Raw genomic sequence first — 21,441 nt, 5'->3', positions numbered from 1 at the left:
GACTGAAGCGAAGCGTAACGGAGAGATCTCAGCAACGACCAGAGCAATAAACAAACATATTGCTGTTTACTATACCAATACAAGTTATAAGATGCCTTGACTAAGCTTTGCTTGGCTCGGCTTATAAACCCATCATGAATTATATTGACACTTAATGCCTCCTTAAAAGCATTTATAGTCAAATACTTTTATAAGAGAGTTTCCTATGATGTCAGAAAAATTTACGAAAGAGATCAGACAACAGCTTGATAGTATAATGGGTACAGGTACATACAAAACCGAACGTATTCTGGTTACTCCCCAAAGCCCTGAAATAGAGCTGGCTAATGGTCAAAAGGTAATAAATCTTTGTTCCAATAACTATCTGGGGTTGGCAAACCATCCGGAAGTGATCAAAAAAGCTAAAAGAGCATTAGAGATCTGGGGCTATGGTATGGCTTCAGTGCGATTTATTTGTGGTACGCAAAAGATCCACAAAGAGCTGGAAGCAAAAATGTCTAACTACCTCGGTATGGAAGATACTATCCTTTACTCATCCTGTTTCGATGCCAACGGTGGTCTCTTTGAACCCTTATTCGCAGAAGATAGCGCTATTATCTCAGATGCCCTCAATCATGCATCCATAATTGATGGCGTGAGATTGTGTAAAGCACAAAGATTTCGTTATAAACATTCCGACATGAATGAACTGGAAGAAGATCTGAAGCGATCAGCTAACTGCAAATTCCGACTCATTGTGACTGATGGAGTATTTTCCATGGATGGTGATATTGCCAAATTACCGGAGATATGTGATCTGGCTGAAAAATATGATGCCTTGGTTATGGTAGATGATTCACATGCTACCGGATATATAGGACCGACAGGGCGAGGTACTATCGAGCATTGTGGGGTGCAAGGTCGAGTTGATATTATCAGTACTACTTTCGGTAAAGCTCTTGGTGGTTCTTCTGGAGGATGTATTTCAGGTTCTCGAGAGCTTATCGAATTTCTTCGGCAAAGATCACGCCCCTATATCTTCTCCAATACTATAGCTCCGCCAATTGTGGCAACAGTTATTAAGATCATTGATATACTAACAGAATCTAACAACTTCAGAGCTCACCTGATGACCAATGCCAAGTATTTCAGAAAAGGAATGATCGAGGCGGGTTTTGACATAATTCATGGAGATACAGCAATTGTTCCCGTTATGATCTACAATGAACCTCTGGCTATTCAGATGGCTGATAAACTTCTACAGGAAGGGGTTTATGTGATCGGCTTTACTTATCCGGTAGTTCCGGTAGGACAAGCACGTATTCGTGTCCAACTCTCGGCTGCTCATTCGCTTTATCATCTGGACAGAGCAATTGAATCATTTGTCAAGGTCGGGAAAGAACTGAACGTACTGAAATAGACCTACCTTTTTTAGATATTTTATTCTTACTCTTGCTGATATATATAGTATTCGCTCTGCAACAGAATCGGTAAAAGATGAGCTCATTAAGTATGAGTTCTGGTTGCTTTATTCATTTAACTCCTTATATTATCGGAAGAAAAAGATTAAGGAGTAATAATATGGCAACTACAACATTTAAAGCAACTGTAAAGTGGTTAGGAGATAAAACTTACTGCGAAGGTACTTCCAGAGGATTTAAAGTCGGGATAGACGAACCGCCACAATTAGGTGGAGATGATAAGGCAATGAACCCGGTTGAGATGTTACTTAACTCACTGGGTGGATGTATGTCGATTTGTGCAGCCGCCTTTGCTAAAAAATTCGATGTTGATCTGAAAGGATTTCATGTCGATTTGGAAGGTGATCTTGATCCGGAAGGGTTTCTCGGCATCAATCAAGATGTCAGACCCGGATACCAGGTGATCAGATATAAAATGCATTTCGATTCCCCTTCACCAAAAGAAAACATCGAGAAGCTTAAAAAGTACATCAAACAAAAATGCCCGGTATCAGATACTCTCTGTGGAGTTCAAGTCAAGGAATCTTGATCCTTAATTTGCATTATAATAGAAAAACCCCACTTAGCAAACTGAGTGGGGTTTTCATTACAAATTATCTTTCTAGTTTCATAAGATAATTAGATAACTAACCCAAAAAATCTGTCCTCTAAATTAGAAGAAAATCAAAGTCTCTTCTCCCACCATGTTTCAGAAACAACTGGATAAAAACCGAGATTGCAATAAAATTGCTGGTCTGAATAGACATAGATCTCTTTTGCTCCTAACTTGCCAGCTCGCATAATAGCTTCTAAAACAACGGCCTTTCCTAAACCCATTTTTCTATATGTATGATCAGTAGCAACCGGTTCAACATAGGCATAATTAGTACCGGGAATATACCAGAGTGCACAATGAGAAGCATAATTACCATTAGGTTCAACGACAGCCAGAACCAATTCAGGAATGATATGAGGACTGCTCAGCATAGTCTCTCTCCATTCAATATCTTCTCGCTCTTGTGAAGGTTCACCATCATGATCGAAACCACGCCACATGACGCGGTTATATTGGTAAAAATCCCAGCCATCTGCCATACTGATTATTCTAAAACCATCGGGTAAGGTATAGTTAAGATCAGTCCTCATATCCAAAACCGACACCGGCTCTCTGTCCTGACTTGGTAAGTAGCCCTTCACTATTGCTATTCTCTGTAGATCTCTGTCATTGTCAGAGATAATGATCCTCGATCTTCCCTCTGCTGAAAGGTTTTCTTCAGTATAGTCAATGATTTCAGGAAGCAGAAACCGATAGTTATTATCAATACAGATATGGATCTCTCCGAAACAGAGTTCAAAAGTAGCTAAAGCAACTATTACGCCATTATCTTCCCATAAACCTATCAGGTTCCTCTGATCCTCATTATCAACAGGTCGACTGATCATCCAAACCCATCTACCCCAAAGAAAATTTGGTTTAGTGACAATTCCTTCATTAATCCGGACAAGAAAATCACAAACTTGATGGTAATCATCACCAAAGCGTTCTTTATTTCGATACTTTCTCAAGTTGATACTCATATTTCTCTTTCAGTTCTTTATGTCATCTGATGTTCTCAGGAAAAATCAAGATCAGATGCATTAAAAATTCACTCCTAAATAAAACATAAATCAGCGGGTTTATCTAAATCTACTTATGCACCTTTGCGGGAAACCTTGCCAATCTTTTTCTTTATCCTTTTTTTTGCGTAGGTTTTAGCTAAACTGGTTTTGGCTTTAATTGTATCAGGATGATTCTTTCCCAGAATATGGGTTCTTATCGACAAAGCTTGAGTGAAAAACTCTAATGCCCTATCATATTTTTTTTGCCGATAATAGACTTTCCCAACCTCGAAAAGACAGTTAGCCCTCTCAGGGTGATTATCATCGGTAATATCATTCAAGATAGAAAGTGACTGCTCTAAATATTGTAACGACTTATCAAACTCTCCTTTATGCAGATAAATAGTGCCGATACTTTTTAGAATGACTGCTGTTTTGATGCCTTTATCTCCGATAACTTCCTGATAGATACTCATTGACTGTTCAAGATACCTCATAGCCCTGTCATAATCCCCTTTGTGGATGAGGGTAACACCAAGATTCGTTATACTGTCGGCTGTATCCGGATGACGATCCCCCAATACTTTTTTCCTTATTGATATTGCCTTAGTATGATATTTCAATGCTGTTTCGATATCTCCCTGTTCTTGATAAACCTCACCTAAAAGACTGATACAATAAGCGGCGCGTTGATGCATCACCCCAAAAATTTCTTTATTGATTGATAATGCCTCTTCAAGGCAATCAAGGGACTTTTTAAACTCAGCTTTATTAGCATAAATAACCCCCAAATTCGTTAGATCATCTGCTATTTTGATATGTCGGTCACCATGGTATTTTTTATCGATAGAGAGAGCTTTTTGACTATAAATCAGAGCATTGTTATAATCTCCGTTACGAATATGGACAGCACTAATTCTATCCAAAACATAAGCTGTGTCCGGATGATCTTCACCCAGTGTTTCTCTAATAATTGATAATGCCTGCTCGAGATAGTTTAGAGATTTTTTATACTGACTAGTTTTCGATAATATCGAGGCAATACATATAATACAATCAGCTGTATTCGAATTTCGTTCACCCAGAACGTCTCTCCAGATAGATAAAGCCATTTCGAAATACTCAATTGCACCTTGATAATTCCCTTTGTAATAATAAGCAATCCCCATATTATACAAATTTATTGCTATTTTCGGATGTCTTTTTCTCAAGACTTGCTCGTTATTCTTTTTTGCCAGTTGGAAGTATTCAAGGGCTTTATCAAAATCTCCCTTATTGATATAGATGACCCCAATAGCATTAAGATTATCACTGATTCTTATACTATGCTCACCGGGAATTTCTTCATTGATTGATAATGCTTCATTAAAGCAGTTAAGGGCTTTGTCAAAATCTCCCTTTTCTTTATAAACAGCACCTAGATTGTAGAGACTATCGGTTGTTTCTGGATGCTTAGCCCCCAAAACCTCGTTATGAATTGAGTGAGCTAATTCAATACTTTGGAACGCCTTTTCTAATTCTCCTTTCTGAAGATAAGCTTTACCGATATTTTTGTGTATTGTGGCTGTCTCCGGATGGTGTGAACCGAGATTCTTTTTGCGAATATCTAATGCTCGTTTATAATAAGTCAAGGCATCGTCGTGATTGTCCTTGAGAAAAAAAACAGAACCGATGCTATTGAGAATTTCGCTTTCATCGATTTCGTCAAGTTTACGAACTTTTTTCAATAATCGCAAAGCTTTATGATAATTCTCTAAGCTGGTTTCGATATTATACTGCTCTTTCTCATAGTAACCCGCTTTGGTATAATAAAGAATTGCTTTCTCCCTCTCATTTGCTTTTTCATAATGTTCAGCAATTTTCTCTGATATTGATTGATCTCCCGGATATATATCATTTAAAATCTTAGCAGCTAATAGGTTTAGTATCTTTTGCTCTTTTTTCAACAGCATCTGGTATATGACATCACGTAAGAGTGCGTGGTTGAAGGCATACTTATTATCACTCAAGACATGCCAGATATACTCCTTTTCTCCAAGTTCTACATACTCTTTAATCAATGATTCATTCAGATCATTCCCCTGTTTGGCTACACTAGCGACAATTTTACATAATAATTCGACTGAAAATTCATTTCCCAGAATACTGGCTATTTGAATTGTCTTTTTTAATTGTGGTTCCAGTCGATTTATTCGCCCTTGAATAAAAGATTTCACCCTTTTCGGAAGATCTAATAGCGAATCTTTTTGGTAATATCGGTCACCCAATAAGATCAACTTGTCTGCATCATGAAAATATCGGGTGATCTCCTCTACTATAAAAGGATTTCCATTAGATATCGAATATACATGTTCAACAATATCGTGGGAGACATCTTTCTGCAGAATGGACTTCATTACCGAACCAACCTGATTCAATTCCAAACCTTTAAGATAAATCTTCTCTGCTTCAGTTTCATCATCGATTTGTAGATGCGGATACTCACCATTTTCAAGCTTGCGGGAGGTGATTATGAATTTGAAAGGTGTTTTTGTCCCTTTACCTGATAGAACTTTTATGATCTCTATTGATTCTTGATCCAACCAATGTAGATCCTCCATAACTAAGATGACCGGTTTAAATAGGCAGAAGATCTCTAATAATGACTTCAGAGCAAAAATCTTGCCAGACAATCTTTGCTTGGAATCTAATTTGGTATAAATACTCCCTTTCCAATCTAAGCCAATAATTCCGGCAATTATAGATTCAATCCTATCCAACTCTTTAATAGTTTCTGGTGCACAGGGTAGCTCGATGATCTTCTGACGGAATTTAGACCAATGTTCGCGGAAATCCTTCCGCCGTGCTGACAAACTACCGGTAATATTACTGGAAAAAATCTGTCTGATCCAGTTAGCAAATGGATTGAGTGCAATCTGATGGTCAGCAAATGTTTTAAGAGTAAAACACTCGGCTTTTTCTCCCACTTTCTTTTTAAACTCATGAACAATTCTTGTCTTACCCTGCCCCGCTTCTCCAAAAATATAAGTTATCCCTGCATAACGATTTTGCCATAAAGGTTTGCATGATTTCTCTAATTGATCTAACTCCCTCGTCCTGCCAATAAAATCGGTTTGATATTGGGTATCCCTCAAACTGTCATGTCTGAGCAACAGTAGAAAGTTATCTGTGAATTTGTAATAACCTTCAGTTAATAATGGACCGAGAGGTTCAAATGCTACACGGTTTCTAAGTTTTTTGAAAAAATTCTTACCGCACCTGATCTCGCCCCACTTAGCCTGCACCATAGATTGATAAGCTATTTTAACAGGAATACCGAGTATGCAATAATTAGAAACATTTTCTGTGCCGATGATACCAGCATATACTTTGCCGTAGGTTAATCCAACTCTCAAATTGTTCTTGCAGATAGTAATCAATTCATTAATAAAATCTAATTCTTGTTTAGCAATATCCTCATTGGTCTCTGATATCCCGAAAGCAATTAAACCCGTCCAACCTTTATCTGAATACTCTATGTTATTGATATAGCCGTCATATTTTGCACTGAGATCTTTTATTGCTTGAATTTGCTTTTCTAATGGTTTTTTGAGATTAACTATACAGCAGATTACGTTTCTAAACTCTCTTATATTATCTTTATCCAAAATATAGCGAGGAACAAATGCTTTGGCAGACAAACAGCTTCGCAAAATCTTATTCTCTACTTTGGGTAGGTCTGAAGATATCAGGGTACTGAATTTGTCATAGATCTTTTTTGTTTTGATCTTCTTGTCATCCAAAACCGAAAGAATACTCTGATCCAATAAAATCTGGTTCGGAATTGACAAGTTCTGTGATTCAACTGCTTTTTTCATAGCAGGACCACTAAACCAGTATAATGATTGCTCTTTTGCTGGTAGGATCTGCCAACTGACTTGTCCAAAAGCTAAACCAATAAAAGCTGGAACTTCCTTTTCCTCACATTCTGGATGCTGAATGTTGATCTTCTGTAACAAATCCCTGATACTGATAGCTGCATTAATGGCACTAATCCCGTTTTTACCCGGAAAAATACCTGTAATGGATTCTCCAACCATACCGGTAGTAAAACCACCATTTTTATCAATAACTTCTAAGATCGGATCTAATATTAAGTGTATTGTTTCATGTATGACACTTTCTTCAAATAATGATCGAGGTTGTTTATTCTGTGAAATGTCGCAACAATCTCTCAGGGTCACTCTCAAAACACAGCCATTAATACTACCGCGATAATGCTTATCTCTTGCTTTACGTAATATAAAATCAGGAACTAATGATCGCATTCAACCTCCGACATATAACAAACTTTCACCTCAAAACTCCAGAATATTTTCCTTTATTATAGATCACACTGATGATTTTTTCTTACTAACTTTTATTATTGTCAAGATAAGTTTCTCTTGATCTGTTTGGTTAATAGGAAAGTTAATCATCTAATCTCATATCCAGCATAAAGTTGATTTGCAAACCATATTTTGGGGGTAAAGAAATCACACACTTTTTTATCACCACTAAATCGTATATCATTCCAGCAACTTCTAAGTATTTTACTCATTCCATAGCTCTCTATTAGATTGAATCGACTTAGGTATTAGGTATATGCATAGATTCTGATGAAAAGTTTATTAATATGCTGCGATCAGTTTCACTGGAGCGATTAAGTAATTTTTACCTTAACACTGTTAGTTTGATTAACATATCATTGACACCTTACACTTAACAAGGGACTTAACAAAGGTCAAGACGATCACTTTGCATATTGTGTTTTCTTCTTGACAGTATTCGGATATTAGCTATAAATTGTAATAATATAAAGAAAGCTATTTTTGAGAGTGTAAAATGAATATTTTCGTAATTGAAGCTGAGAACAATCTATTCATTAATAAGAAACAAATAGATAGAATTAACAACTATAACCACTTTTATTTGCTGATATCAGCTATATGATAAGCTGTTTAAACATTCTAGCTTGTTAACAAGATGTTATTTAGATCTGAAAAAAGGAGAATCGAACTATGAATGAAATAGTAGGTATTTTACTAATCTTACCTATTGCAGTTGCTATTATATTTTGTATTTACTTTATCTTCAAGGTGATTCAATTCGTCCTCGTATCAGTTAAGCTTTATAAAAAGATGGTGAAAAGACAAGATGCTATGATCAAAATTCTCCTTGATATCAGGGATCAGACCAAACAATTCACTCAAGAAGATTTAGATAATGAAACTGAAGAAGTACTAGAAGAAAATAGCGATGAATATCAACCAGATAACAGCACTGAAGCTAATAAAATCGATGAATCTATCACATTCTGTTATCATTGTGGAAATTAATTAGAAAAAGATGAAAAGACATGTTCTAACTGTGGAAAAAGATTATGGTAAATAGACATAATTTGAAGTCGGAAGGTTGGAATTGGTTAGCATTTATTTTTGGTCCATTATGGTATCTAGCCCATGGTTTAATCTTAAAGGGAATAATAATGATCTTGATTACAATAGCTACTTTTGGTTTTGGCTTTCCAATAATATGGATCTATTGTGGTATACGTGCTAATTCAGATTACTTTGAGAAACAGTTAAAAACACATTCAAAATACTCACCAAACAAGATTGAGGAGTCATAGATAGAGAAACGACTAAGATGATTCTGGTTCGTCCCTTTCAACTGTTTCACATTAAATTCTATTTAGTATAGGACTAGTTTTCTATAAGAATATACAATAAAGTATCAAAGTTATGATCAAGATATAACCTCTTGACAACTATTATTAATGTTCAAAATACTGATATGTTGGGAGGTAATATGAAGAGATATTTGATTCTTATCTGGATTATCTCTCTTACTGCTTCGCTGTTATCAATGCAGCTTCAGGTCGTTGGAGAGATCATCACCTGGCCGGGTTGCGGCCCCTGTTTGCCAGCGCGGTCGGCGCTGCTTCAGATGTATGAGGATACTGAAAACTTTGGGAATTTGATCCCATTGATATGGGTAGGATCAGGTAATTATACAAGCCCTAACACTTCACAAAGGAGAGTTTTATACCAATTGTCTGGTATCCCCTATGCCCGTTGGGGTGGTACGCTTGCTTATGCAGGAGCTAGAGACGATGTTTACGAACAGTATGTTCAGAGATACAACCAGATAGCCAACAATCCTAGTCCTATACAAATAGCTCTTGATTATGAGATTACTGCTGATGGTCAATTAATGATAACAGCAGACGTGGAAATGATACAATCTATAACTACAACAGACAACAAAATTCAGTTTGTGGTAACTTATGATCTGGAAGAAGATATGCCGGGAGAGCGTTATTTTGCTAATGTTCTCAGGTATGATGCTGATGATTTTCCCTTAAATACTACCGGTCAAACTGGTCGATACACCAAAACTTTTGATCTTGAGCCCTGGTGGAATATGGCTAAAGCTAATACTGTGGTAATAATCCAGAGTTTTTCCGATGATAAGACCATTCATCAAGCTGCCAGCAGAAGATTGGATTAGTGAAGTACTAAAGACAAACTTGATAATATAATAATTTTACCCTTGGATAGAGGGAAGCAACTTAACTGTAACAAAAAGGAACAGAGTATTAATGTTTATCAGATAAGATATAGGAGAAAAGACTTGCGAGACATGATACTAAGGAAGATTGAAAAGCTCGAGCATGAAAAGCAGATAAGAATTCTCTATGCTGTCGAGAGTGGCAGCAGAGCTTGGGGTTTTGCTTCCCAGGACAGTGACTGGGATGTAAGATTCATCTATATCCACCATCCGGATTGGTATCTTCAAATAGAAAAAGTAAAAGATAATATGGGTGAGATCACTCCGGATAATATAGACATTACCGGTTGGGAATTAAGAAAAGCTTTCCAGCTATTGGTCAAATCCAATACTCCCTTTTTAGAATGGCTGAGAAGTCCGATAGTATATCGTCAGCATAGTTCAGTAGTTGATAGAATAAGAGAACTAATACCGTTCTATTTTGATCGAAGGACTTGTATGAACCATTACTATAATATAGCAGCCAACAGTTTTGCACAATACCTGAGTAATGGTAATATGAAACTATAGAAGTTCTTTTATGTAATTCGACCCCTGCTTGCCTGTTCATGGCTTGAGGAAAAGAATATGCCTGTTCCGGTTGAGTTTAAAACCCTTCTGCAGAGTCAGGTAAAAGATAGAAAGATCTTCGATGAGATTTCCAGACTGATCGAAATAAAGACTGCCGGTAATGAACAGGATTTAATCAAGCAAAATACTCTTCTACATGAATATCTGATCGAGAAGTTGGAGTACTATAAGGAAAGGTTACGATTACTACCGGATAAAAAATCACCAGACCCAGAACCCTTAAATAAACTATTCAGGGAGATAATCTTTGAACTGGGCAATAATATATGATCGGTAAAGATGAATAATGTATCAGAATTGATGCTTCAGAGACTAAGGATACACAGCGTATTTTAAGAAGATATCTTGCTAATAATCGAATTGATTATTGCTTGTTTTCTTCATACTTTTTCTCCAATATCTTTACCGCAATACTTACAAACTTTTGCAACCTTTTGCACCAACTCGCCACAATAATAACACCTCTTTTGATTCTGTCTCCGGAATATTGTCACAATCGCAAGAAGGATTCCACCTAATACCAGACTAAAGACAATAGTCGGTAATAACATTAAAAACAGTTCCATTCTTCACCTCCAATGAGCTATCAATATATATTTGTCGTCTGAACACATTATCATCTTTCTTTGATCCTAATATGGGACATCATCTATCCGTAGATATGACTATCGATTTGTAAGTATGGTGTTAAATCTTGCGGCTATCATATGCCCAATGCAAGAGTGCCTGCCTTTGCTTCTGTCTGCATGACCAATCACCTGACTTACAATGCCTCATGATTTGAGCAACATGTCTTCTCATCCCTTTCCACCGCTTGATTTGCCTAATGTCATCAGGACATCTCCTGCCCAGGTAGTACCTACAGTACCATTGAAACCATCCTCGTGGATCTTCCCAGTAAATCCAACCCATCTTTCTCCAATAACTCAATGGCTGCGAGGCATTGATCTTAAAAAAGTTTAAATCCGGATCATGTCTTTCATGACATAACTTGGCATTCTTAAACCACTCCTCTGGAAATTCATTCCGACAATCTGTCATATACTTGCCACCAAAGACACCAAGCTCCAGCATTTGAGCCGGAGTCAATTCAGGAACGATTTCACTATGAAAGTTTTTGCCAACTGGTTCTGTCAGAAAGTATTCGTATCCCTTCTGCATTGAATCATTAACCACAACCTTTTTTCTCATGATAAAGTACCTACAATAAGATTTTTTGCTAATAGAGATTCAAAATATTTCTCTTATTACAGTCTAGCTTTCTCTAGATTCTTTGCATTGTTTTTTCTTATCATAAACATAGAATATTACCTTGATTATCAAAATGCGAGCTCACTACTTATTGCCCAGCAACCAAATCAAATCAGGCAAAACATGTAGTTTGTTAAGTTAATAGGCATTTTTAACGTTTAGTTTCTTCATCTTTCACTGTTCTTGTTTTTTCTTGCTTCAATAACAGGAATTACTATCCTAACTATTATGGACAAACGAAATGATGTTCCCAGTCGATTTTGCTGTATTATGAAAAATTAAGCTATAAAGACAGGACATTTAATCAAACTACTTCGATAGCAATTATAGTTCTATTTCCCTCCTGTGACTTACAAGTAATAGCTACATATAGGATAAGCAGAGTTCATTGATTCGTTTAATTATGGATTTTAATCCGTTGACACGGGAAGGGGAGAGATTGGTTGTTAAACCCATTTCATCAAGAAAAGAAAAATGTGAGTCATAAATCTCTTTCGGGGTATGATTATTTATAAAACTTAGTACCATTGCAATAATGCCTTTTGTTATCATTGCATCACTGTCAGCAAAAATAACAAGCTTGTCATTTACTAATTCAGCAGTAATCCAGAGTTGAGATTGGCAACCACTGACTAGATTTTCTTGAGTTTTATGTTTTTTATCCATCTCAGGAAGTTTCTTTCCCATATCTATAAGATATTCGTATTTCTCTAACCAGCCATTGAGAGAGGTGAATTCTTTGATCATGATATCTTGGTTTTCTTTGATTTTCATAAACAGTTGCTTATAATAATAGACTTTTTGCTTTATTAACTCCCTCTATGAAGAGATCAATTTCTTTTCGAGTATTATAAATGCCAACACTCAAACGAATTAAACTTTTAATCTTAAAATGATCAATTGTTGGTTGAGCACAAAGATAACCTGAACGTACGGCAATACCAAACTTGTCTAATATTGAGGTTACATCTTGAGGATGAATACCTGCAATATTGAATGAAACAGATCCACAGTGAGGGGATATTTTACCATAAATGATTAAGTGTTCTTCTCTTTTAAGTTTTTCTAAAGCGTAATTAATAACGTCAAGCTCGTGATTAAAGATATTAGCAATTCCAATACTCTGCATATAATCAATCGCATTGGCAAGACTTATTGCGCCAACATAATTTGGTGTACCAGCTTCAAATTTCAAGGGTAAATCCTCATAAGTAGTCTTAAAATTATCCATGCTCTGAATCATTCCACCACCTGTTTGATAGGGAGGCATCTTTTCCAAATACTTTTCTTTACCGTAGAGGACACCAATACCGGTTTCTGCATACATTTTATGCCCTGAGAAAGTAAAAAAATCACAGTCAACATCCTGTACATCTACTGATATGTGAGGTGCTGACTGAGCACCATCTATTAGCACGGGGATTCCTTCTCGGTGAGCAATTTGAGTTATTCTCTTTACCGGATTTATAACACCCAGCACATTAGATACATGACATACAGCGATTAATTTTGTTCTCTCATTAATCATAGCCGGGATTTTTTCAATCATTAGCTTACCTGAATCTTCGAAGGGGATTACTTTGAGAGAAGCTTCATTTCGTTTGCATAGAACTCTCCAGGGTTCAATATTGGAATGATGTTCCATCTCTGTAATTATTATCTCATCACCTTTAGTAATGAAAGCTCTTCCAAATGAATCAGCTAAAAGGTTAATGGCTCCGGTTGTCCCACTGGTAAATACTATCTCGTTTGCTGTGTTAGCATTGATAAATTTTTGTACTTTAACACGAGCTTCTTCATACCCTTCAGTAGCAATTTCACTTAAATAATAAACTCCTCGATGAATATTGCTATTTGAATGATAATAAAAGTCTCTTACTTTTTCTATTACACAGCGAGGTTTTTGGGTTGTAGCTGCATTATCAAGATATACGAGAGGTTTCCCATAAACTTTACTATTTAATATGGGGAAATCATCCCGAATCTTATCAACATCAATCATATTATTTAACTACTTTTGCCAAACTTAACCAGAGAAAACCAACTATCTTTATCAGTGAATATTTGATCGATAGTAAGATTAGCATACTCACTCAGATGTTTAATATGATCGTAGGTAAATTTATAGGAATTTTCCGTATGTATTGTTTCTCCTCTCTTGATCCGAATTACTTTGTTTGAATAAGGGGAATAAGTTTCGATATTCTCAGTAGCTTTTAGATGCATTTCTATGCGAGAATCTTTTTCATTGAAGAAGGCAACATGTTCAAAATAATTTGGATTGAAAGTAGTCCCCACAAGGTTATTGATTACGTTGAGGATATTTTTGTTAAAACGCTCAGTGATCTTAAGACTATCGTTGTACGCATTGTTGAGTATTTTTCTATCTTTAACCATGTCAACACCCAGCAATAGAATATCATCATTTTGCATTATATTACTAATCTTAGAACAAAATTCAACTCTCTGATCTGGGTAAAGATTTCCTATTGTGCTACCAAAGAAACAAAATATCTTTCTTTCCCTATACGTTATCAAATCCAATTGTTGGATAAAATCAGCCAGAATGCCATGAATTCTGAGATTAGCATAACGTTGAGAAAGAATATTAGCCGTTTCAACTACAGAATTTCTGCTGATATCTATCGGAATATAGCGAATAGAAGCGAGATCTTCTTTTGAAATAGCATCCAATATGATTGAGATTTTTGAACAATCACCACAACCAAACTCAATTATATCTACACCTTTCAATGACTTTTGTAAATTACTCGCTGTTTCTTTTATTAACTGCATTTCCAGCTTTGGGATATAATATTCGGGTAAATTTGTTATCTCTTTGAATAATTTCGATCCCAGTTCATCATAGAAAAATATACTGGAAATATATTTCCTGGGAGAGAGAAGCCCATCTAAGATAGTTTTAATAAATTCATCATTCCCGACTTCCGGTAAAAGGTTAGTTATTTCGAAAGTTTGAAAGTTTTCTGAACTGGTAGAGGGATGCATAAATATTTTTTTATTCTTTTGGTATGCCTGTTTCATAAGGATTTGTTTTATCTTTACTCCATTCAAACCAACCACCGTCATATACTGCTATATTTTGCCAACCCAGGAGCCAAGCGTTGATAAACGCTTCACTTCCTCTCCAACCGGTTCCGCAATAGAAAGCTAATCGTTTATCGGAAGTTATACCCAACTTGCTCCAAATAGCTTCTATCTCATGATACTCTCGAGCAGTATGATCAACATTCCGATAATTCTCCATGTGATAGGCATCACTTCCACAATTTGCAAAAATTGCGCCGGGAATACGACCTTTGGCTTCTATATAGTTATAACCACTCACATCACCAATGTATTCCGGATAACTTCTGACACAGACCAGTTCAGATTTTGGAGAAGCGAGCATTTCCTTTGCCTCAGCAGTATCAACTATTAACTCGGGTATAGCAGGAATATTGATACCGAAACTTATAACAGGTTTTTTGGGCTCATCTATTGTTGAAATTTCAAAACCGGCATCAATCCAAGACTGAAAACCCCCATTAAGTATTCTAACGTCCTTAACTCCAGAGTATAACATAATGAGTGCACAACGCATAGCACCAATATCTCCGGCTGCACTGCCGGGAAATTCATCGTTATTGTCAGGTGACATATACTTACCATATAAAATAACTGTAGTATCGGCAGTTATTCCATGTAATTCCAGAGCTTTTCTCAGTTCTTCAGGAGTACGACGGTTCCATGTTTCAGGTGCCTCCAGTGCTAAAGTATCCATATCAATAGCACCACGTATATGACCACTTAAATAAGCGTTTCGATTACGGTAATGAGCATGTACGATCACAAATTGATTATTATCATATTCTGATGTTGGTTCTCCCATTGTTAAACTTTTAACCCATTCAGCTGGAACTAAATGACGATAACGTTTCAGTTTTTCCATCGGATACTTTTCTTTGGGCACCCATTCAGAAATAAAATCATAGTACAACGATATTTTTTTATATCCGGTTGCCCTAAACATTTCTGCAACCTTTAGCATGTCATCTTGAGTATAGCCGTAGATTACAATCTCATTCTCAGGATGAATATGTTTATGCCGAACTACTTCTATCCAATCAATATATTTTGTCCATTTAACCGGAAGACTTTTAGCTCTTTTAATATGTCCGCCCCTTATCTCCCTCTGTAATTTCCAGCCATTATAGGCATCGATTGAACGTACATCTAAAATTATCAGGTTCTCATCTTCCAGTTTTCCCTGTAATTCTTCTGTTTCGATCAGATGATATTTTTCCCTAACTTCACTCATATCCGATTGTAATTATCCTCAAAAAAATAATTATCTATAGCTGATAACAGAAATTTGTTTACGACAGTTTGTTATCCTTATCGATATTCCGGATTGGGATAACCGAATCTTTCACCTGCATCCCATTCAGACCTTTGATTACCATAAGCTGTTATTCCACCTGATTGCTCTAACATATGTGCCAGATGTATAAGATTCCAGGTCATAAAAGTAGTATTTCTGTTGGTAAAATTATTACTTTGTGCCCCAGAATCTTCATCAAGATATGAAGGACCGGGTCCAATTTCACCTAACCATGCCGCATCTGCTTGAGGCGGTATTGTGTAACCAATATGCTGCAATGAGTAAAGAATATTCATGGCACAGTGTTTTGCACCATCTTCATTACCTGTAATAATACAACCCCCTGTTTTACCATAATATTTGTACTGCCCCTGTTTGTTCAATTTTCCAGATTCAGAATAAAGACGTTCTATTAGATGTGTACAAACTGAGGACTTATCTCCTAACCAAATGGGAGTTCCTACGATCAGAATATTGGAAGCAAATACTTTTTCACTGATAATAGGCCAATCATCTTTTTCAAAGCCGTGTTCTGTCATATCCGGATAAACTCCCGGAGCAATATCAAAATCAATAAAACGAAGATATTCAACTTTGATCCCCAGCTTTTCCATGATATACATTGATTTCTTCATTAGACCTTCAGTATGCGATAGTTCAGGAGATGGTTTGAGAGTGCAATTGATATATAGAGCTCGAAGATATGAATAATCTATTCCCTTGATTGAATTATTCAACATATAATACCTCCTTGTTACTCTTTGAGCGTGTATCTACAATTTATTGAACAGAAATTCTCGACTGTTATTCGTCAATTTCTTTTACTAAAATTTAGTTATCCAGCAGTTTTTTCTAAAAACATAAAAATTCTGCTATCTTTGAATCTAATACTGTAAAGGGCTTTGAAAAAAATTGCAAGTAATCGCATTCTGGAGCTTAAAGGGGGATTCGAACCCCCGACTCACCGATTAAAAAACAACCGATTTTCAGAACACCACACTCTCCCGTTAAATGACAAGAAAGCATTATTTTGCTTTAATAATCTTGTTCGCAGCCAGTTTCCCTGTTAGTATTGACATAGGAATACCTGCCGGGCTGTATGCCCATTGACCGGCTTTATAAATTGACGGAAGAGGTGTTACAACTGACCGGGCAGCAAACTGGATCTTATTTATGACAGGCAACTCTTTACCAAATCTCCACCCCACAATTGCCCCACCGGAGCTGGCTATTCTGTCATGGATGCTGATTGGTGTAAATGAGAAGCGGGATATTATCTTCTCCTTTAGCATCGGGAATACCGACTCCCGGAAGATCTTCAGGACACGCTCCTCGATCTCTTTGGTAAATTCCTCAAGCCAGCCTCTCTCCTCTATCTTTCTGAATAAATCATATTCTGTAAGGAAACTGATGATCAGTCCCGTTTTACCGGAAGGAGCAAGTTCTTGGTCTTTCAGACCGGGTATGGATATTTCGTATGTATTAAGAGAAGTGAACTTATTTAGCCAATCGAGTATCTCCTTTTTGCTGATCTCGGCAAAGTTACTCAGGATTTGGTCAAGATTTCCACGGTGGGTTTCGCCTAACCCCTTTCGCGACGGAGTATAGAAGAAGTGACCGTTAGTGATTCTCCGGAAACTTTCAAGAGGTTCATCAACTTCGATAAACAGCGTAAACACCGATTCACCACTCTTACTGCGTAAGATTTCGAACTTTTGTTCTTCGAACCTAAATATGGTCTCAGGTGGCAGTTTATCCGTTTCGACTATGCTGTAGAGTGTCTTAAGATCGGCTGCCCAGATCAGGTTACTGTATCTGTAGCTGATATTCTTGTTATCTGCAACTCTCTTTTCGTGAGGATAGACCCGTTTTACAATAGTTCCGGTTGTGATCCTGCCTCCGAACTCAGTTATCTTATCCCTTAACGCTTCCGAAAGCTTACCGACGCCCCCTTTGGGGTAGAAGTAGTCGAGATAGAGTGAAAAGTAGCTCAGGGCAAAGAAGGTTGGTGTATTCTTAAAGAAATGTTGTGAGATAATATCCCTCAGTGAGTGATCAGTAATAATTGATTCCAGATAATCTTCAACAGAAATCTGCATACGGTTTATCTTCCTGACTGTAAACAAAAAGCGGGGTAACCAGGGGATAAGCTTCTTGAATAGGAATGATGTGTCGTGCTTCAGATCCTTGAAAAGTGGATTCTCAACGCCATATAGCACTTCCATGTACTTCATGATCTTTCTGATCATTTTCACCAACGAATCAATCTCAGCAGAGCTTCCAGGATAGAATTTCTTTAGTAGATCACTGTATTGAGAAAGGCTCTCAATATTCTCGATATGCATGATTTCATTTTCAATACCGAGAGAAACAGGACTTTTAACTACTTCAAGTTCTATGTTAAGTTCTTTCAACATCGGAAAGATTATCCCTGCGTCTTCTAAAGCCCTGACTCCGGCATCGAAATAAAAACCATTGTGTTCAAAGGTATTAACTAACCCACCAAGTTCTTTGTTCTTTTCTATTAAAAGAACCTTCTGACCACGGCGTGCCAGGTATGCGGTGGCTGTTAAGCCGGCAATTCCACCTCCAACGATTATGGTATCGTAAATCATTTCATCCATAACATCTCTATATCGGCAAAATATGACGCAAATAGATTTTTCATCGGTTCTATTCCTTTAGTCCTGTCAGTTTTAGCGTCTCGTCCCATAATTCACAAGCCGCTTCCCGATCCATGGCAGGAGGTGCCGGTATCTCTTCTGTTGTTAAGTTAAAGAATTTTCCACTAATACCATTGAGATCTGGCGAAACACCCAGATAGTATAAAGCTTCCGCCGACATTTCAGACGATTTCAGAGTTCTGTCGAAGATATTTCTTTTAAACCAGCGGTAAACAGGACCGTTCTCCCGCCCTGTATCTGTTCTTACCGCCCCGGGATGCATCGTATTGATCGTAACCCCACTGCTCCGGAAGTTTTCATTAAATATAATCATCGAGAGTAACTGTGCGGTTTTTGCCGAGCCATAGCTCTTCAATCCTGTATATCTTCGTTTCTCCCAGTTTAGATCATCAGGTCTTAACCCCCAAACAGCAAAACGATGTCCTTCGGAACCAACCATGATGATCCGCCCTTTACCCTGCTCTTTTAGCTTATCCATTAAGAGGTAATTCATTATGAATGAGGAGAGGTAATGCACGACAAAGACCTTTTCAAGTCCATCCGGCGTTAATTCTCGCCTTGTCAGGTAAACTCCCGCATTGTGGATCAGCACGTCGATACGACTCTCCAAAAGAATCAGTTCATGGGAAACCCTGAATATATCATCTAAGACGCTTAAATCGGCGATCTTAAAATCACATTTGACACCGAACTCATTCTCAATTTCATGCCGAAGTTCTTGCGATTTTTCCCTATTTCTGTTGATACAGAGCAAATTTGCTCCTCTGGTGGCAAACTTTCGGGCAGTGACTCTTCCGATGCCCGATGTGGCACCGGTAATAACCACCAGCTTTTCCGGAAATTCATCTGGGCAGATTTTGGGGTCTAAACGGCTGTTTCTCATCATGGCGAAGATGTTAGACCACTTGTATTCCCGGAAGTATTGGAATGTTTTCTTTCTCATCTGGAGATGTTATCCGAACTTTTTGATCAGGAACTTTCGGTACATCTTGCCAAAGTGAGGAATGTTATTGAAAATATCCCCCCACAGATCGTAATAGTCACGTTGTTCCTTTATAAAACCATCTTCACTCAGAACAAGTTTTGTTGACCCATAGATCGGAGTGTTGGGATATTTCTTGAACATCATGGTCATCACCCAGTCGAACATGATCACCTTGTCGTTCTGAGCCATGGATACTATCTCCAATTGCAACTGCTTCGTCCGTTTGGTAAGCCGCTTGCACATAGCGATAAAATCGTCAATCCCCTCTATGCGCTGAATAGTATCCTGAAAAACTATATCCTTGTGATAGTATTGAAAAATATGTGACCAGTCCGGTTTCCCCTCACGGTTATATGTCTTCGACCATAACTCCCTGATCGTCTCCATGTTTAACGTCACCCTCTCCTCCACTTTATTGAAATGTTCCTGATCCTGAATAATGATCTCCTTAATTGAACAGGTTAAAAATACTTTGGTTTACTCGTCAGAACTTCTGAACCGTTTAACTCAAACAACGTCTTTTCAAATGATGGCGGTCCGAAAGTCATTTTGGGATCATTGGAAAAACCAAACCCCTCTTTGGGAATACCCAGCCAATTAGTATCGAGTTTCTCATTCATGTTCTCGTCATGAAAATATCTAAAAGCATACATACCCGGCTCTAAGTTTTCGATCACTATTACACAACTGTTCTCTAATATATCACCGGTTACAGCAAAAACCCTTTCCTCGTCTTCTTTACTAAGTTCAAACAGAATCTGCCCGTCATTATTACGTAAATCGCTTATTTCAATTGTCAGGGTTATCTGCGCTATCGATAGCATCGGAAGTAAACAATAAAACAACAATAGAATTATTTTCTTTCCCATTACCATACCCTTTTTTTTAGCATACATCTCTTTTAATTTAGATAACTGTCAATAATTTTCTCCACAGTCAATGACTCCAATTACTGAACCAAGATTTTTTAAAGTTACAGCAGTAAAGAATGAAGCACTCTCTAGACCAGCACCATTACAAAGGGTATATAGAGAGTACTAACTTAACAAACATCTCAGATTTTTCCCATAAAGGTAATTTGAGTATATAGGGCAAGTAACAGATTGTTATACTTTATATAACGAGGTTCGAAGCACTCAAAATAGACCAGAACAGATGGAGCTAAAAGGGGGATTCGAACCCCCGACCTACTGATTACGAATCAGTTGCTCTACCGACTGAGCTATTTTAGCTTTCCTGAAAGGTTTGATTTAATCAAAAAAGGGAAAGTATTTTGTCAATCCAATTCTGGGGTTGGAATATTTCGTGTTATTTGTCAATTCCAATCACAGCGTTATTTGATTCTATATCTCTTACCAAGGTTTGTTAGATTGATCTATCCTTAGTTGACTCCGTCGAGTTCGGAAGCAGCCACGAGACAAAGGGAAGAGACCCTTTGTTGGCTTCGCCGAGCTCGGAAGTAGCCACGAAGAAGTGTTTTCCTCGGTTCGATACGATTCTTGTTAGGACAGAGCAAGAAGTAATTCCAAGAATCACTCAGGGTGACAAGTGTTTGGTAACTATCAAGAGATAGATCATTTGGATACAAAATAACCAATAAATTATGACAACATCAAAAAGGGTTACTATACAAGCTAATAAAGGATTTTAGTAGTATTGTATCATTAGGGAGGGATATAGTCGGATAGATCCGACTATATAGATGACTATTGATTGATTATAGATAAAAAGATGGGGGGAGTTTTTAAAAAACGATGCAGGCGGAATCAAGAAGGTAGTGATCTTAAGTTCATACGATGGTCGGTTGATATCATTATGTAAAAAGGGCGGTTCGTGAACCGCCCCTACAAAGAAGTTCTAATTGTTATCAGCGATTGCAACTACCTACGAAAAATGATGTTGAGTTAAGAATGAGAGTTGGGATAAGGAGAATTGTGG

The 21,441-nt window shown here is 37.2% G+C and carries 20 protein-coding genes and 1 tRNA gene; 7 read left to right on the top strand and 14 right to left on the bottom strand.

Going from position 1 to position 21,441, the window contains the following annotated elements; genetic code table 11:
* The first annotated feature begins 205 nt into the window (after window positions 1-205).
* The gene (locus K0B81_00960) at window positions 206-1,399 is read left to right on the top strand and encodes a glycine C-acetyltransferase (protein ID MBW6515169.1); all 1,194 of its coding nucleotides are present in this window, start codon (window positions 206-208) and stop codon (window positions 1,397-1,399) included.
* 161 nt (window positions 1,400-1,560) lie between these two features.
* A complete protein-coding gene (locus K0B81_00955; GenBank protein ID MBW6515168.1) occupies window positions 1,561-1,989 on the top strand; it encodes an OsmC family protein in 429 nt (142 codons plus the stop codon).
* A gap of 134 nt (window positions 1,990-2,123) precedes the next feature.
* Here the strand turns inward: K0B81_00955 and K0B81_00950 are convergent, their stop codons facing one another.
* On the bottom strand, window positions 2,124-3,017 hold the full coding sequence (locus K0B81_00950; protein MBW6515167.1) for a GNAT family N-acetyltransferase: 894 nt from the start codon (window positions 3,015-3,017) through the stop codon (window positions 2,124-2,126).
* Window positions 3,018-3,130: 113 nt separating this feature from the next.
* Complete coding sequence (locus tag K0B81_00945) at window positions 3,131-7,345, bottom strand: tetratricopeptide repeat protein (GenBank protein ID MBW6515166.1); 4,215 nt, start codon at window positions 7,343-7,345, stop codon at window positions 3,131-3,133.
* A 732-nt stretch (window positions 7,346-8,077) separates the two neighbouring features.
* Between K0B81_00945 and K0B81_00940 the strand changes: the two genes are divergently transcribed.
* From K0B81_00940 to K0B81_00920, 5 genes are all read left to right on the top strand, one after another.
* On the top strand, window positions 8,078-8,395 hold the full coding sequence (locus tag K0B81_00940; protein ID MBW6515165.1) for a hypothetical protein: 318 nt from the start codon (window positions 8,078-8,080) through the stop codon (window positions 8,393-8,395).
* Between the two features lie 44 nt (window positions 8,396-8,439).
* The gene (locus K0B81_00935; protein ID MBW6515164.1) at window positions 8,440-8,688 is read left to right on the top strand and encodes a DUF2628 domain-containing protein; all 249 of its coding nucleotides are present in this window, start codon (window positions 8,440-8,442) and stop codon (window positions 8,686-8,688) included.
* A 179-nt stretch (window positions 8,689-8,867) separates the two neighbouring features.
* Window positions 8,868-9,569 (top strand): hypothetical protein, encoded by a 702-nt coding sequence (locus K0B81_00930; GenBank protein MBW6515163.1) that lies wholly within the window; start codon window positions 8,868-8,870, stop codon window positions 9,567-9,569.
* A gap of 123 nt (window positions 9,570-9,692) precedes the next feature.
* Window positions 9,693-10,139 (top strand): nucleotidyltransferase domain-containing protein, encoded by a 447-nt coding sequence (locus K0B81_00925; protein ID MBW6515162.1) that lies wholly within the window; start codon window positions 9,693-9,695, stop codon window positions 10,137-10,139.
* Window positions 10,140-10,154: 15 nt separating this feature from the next.
* Window positions 10,155-10,469: a nucleotidyltransferase domain-containing protein gene (locus K0B81_00920; GenBank protein ID MBW6515161.1), complete on the top strand. Its 315-nt coding sequence runs from the start codon at window positions 10,155-10,157 to the stop codon at window positions 10,467-10,469.
* A gap of 110 nt (window positions 10,470-10,579) precedes the next feature.
* Here K0B81_00920 and K0B81_00915 read toward each other — a convergent pair whose 3' ends face one another.
* The 12 genes from K0B81_00915 to K0B81_00860 all read right to left on the bottom strand — a co-directional run bounded on the left by K0B81_00915 (window position 10,580) and on the right by K0B81_00860 (window position 20,735).
* On the bottom strand, window positions 10,580-10,765 hold the full coding sequence (locus tag K0B81_00915; GenBank protein ID MBW6515160.1) for a zinc ribbon domain-containing protein: 186 nt from the start codon (window positions 10,763-10,765) through the stop codon (window positions 10,580-10,582).
* A 121-nt stretch (window positions 10,766-10,886) separates the two neighbouring features.
* A complete protein-coding gene (locus tag K0B81_00910) occupies window positions 10,887-11,390 on the bottom strand; it encodes a hypothetical protein (GenBank protein ID MBW6515159.1) in 504 nt (167 codons plus the stop codon).
* Between the two features lie 423 nt (window positions 11,391-11,813).
* The gene (locus tag K0B81_00905; GenBank protein ID MBW6515158.1) at window positions 11,814-12,224 is read right to left on the bottom strand and encodes a SufE family protein; all 411 of its coding nucleotides are present in this window, start codon (window positions 12,222-12,224) and stop codon (window positions 11,814-11,816) included.
* Between the two features lie 10 nt (window positions 12,225-12,234).
* Entirely contained in the window at window positions 12,235-13,449 is a 1,215-nt protein-coding gene (locus K0B81_00900; GenBank protein ID MBW6515157.1) for a SufS family cysteine desulfurase, read from the bottom strand.
* Between the two features lie 8 nt (window positions 13,450-13,457).
* Complete coding sequence (egtD, locus tag K0B81_00895) at window positions 13,458-14,495, bottom strand: L-histidine N(alpha)-methyltransferase (GenBank protein ID MBW6515156.1); 1,038 nt, start codon at window positions 14,493-14,495, stop codon at window positions 13,458-13,460.
* Complete coding sequence (locus K0B81_00890) at window positions 14,470-15,771, bottom strand: thiosulfate sulfurtransferase (GenBank protein ID MBW6515155.1); 1,302 nt, start codon at window positions 15,769-15,771, stop codon at window positions 14,470-14,472. The genes egtD and K0B81_00890 overlap by 26 nt, the downstream gene beginning before the upstream one ends.
* A gap of 77 nt (window positions 15,772-15,848) precedes the next feature.
* Window positions 15,849-16,574 (bottom strand): NAD(P)H-dependent oxidoreductase, encoded by a 726-nt coding sequence (locus tag K0B81_00885; protein ID MBW6515154.1) that lies wholly within the window; start codon window positions 16,572-16,574, stop codon window positions 15,849-15,851.
* A 285-nt stretch (window positions 16,575-16,859) separates the two neighbouring features.
* Window positions 16,860-18,458 (bottom strand): NAD(P)/FAD-dependent oxidoreductase, encoded by a 1,599-nt coding sequence (locus tag K0B81_00880; GenBank protein MBW6515153.1) that lies wholly within the window; start codon window positions 18,456-18,458, stop codon window positions 16,860-16,862.
* 49 nt (window positions 18,459-18,507) lie between these two features.
* The gene (locus tag K0B81_00875; protein ID MBW6515152.1) at window positions 18,508-19,461 is read right to left on the bottom strand and encodes an SDR family NAD(P)-dependent oxidoreductase; all 954 of its coding nucleotides are present in this window, start codon (window positions 19,459-19,461) and stop codon (window positions 18,508-18,510) included.
* A 9-nt stretch (window positions 19,462-19,470) separates the two neighbouring features.
* Complete coding sequence (locus tag K0B81_00870; protein MBW6515151.1) at window positions 19,471-19,890, bottom strand: nuclear transport factor 2 family protein; 420 nt, start codon at window positions 19,888-19,890, stop codon at window positions 19,471-19,473.
* A gap of 74 nt (window positions 19,891-19,964) precedes the next feature.
* The gene (locus K0B81_00865) at window positions 19,965-20,372 is read right to left on the bottom strand and encodes a DUF2141 domain-containing protein (protein MBW6515150.1); all 408 of its coding nucleotides are present in this window, start codon (window positions 20,370-20,372) and stop codon (window positions 19,965-19,967) included.
* A 287-nt stretch (window positions 20,373-20,659) separates the two neighbouring features.
* Window positions 20,660-20,735 (bottom strand) — tRNA-Thr (locus tag K0B81_00860).
* Window positions 20,736-21,441: the final 706 nt, after the last annotated feature.

This window comes from Candidatus Cloacimonadota bacterium (assembly GCA_019429305.1).
In the GTDB taxonomy this organism is placed as follows: Bacteria; Cloacimonadota; Cloacimonadia; order Cloacimonadales; family JAJBBL01; genus JAHYIR01.
The sequence above is the reverse complement of the archived record's forward strand: the minus strand, read 5'-3'. Positions and strand labels throughout refer to the sequence as shown.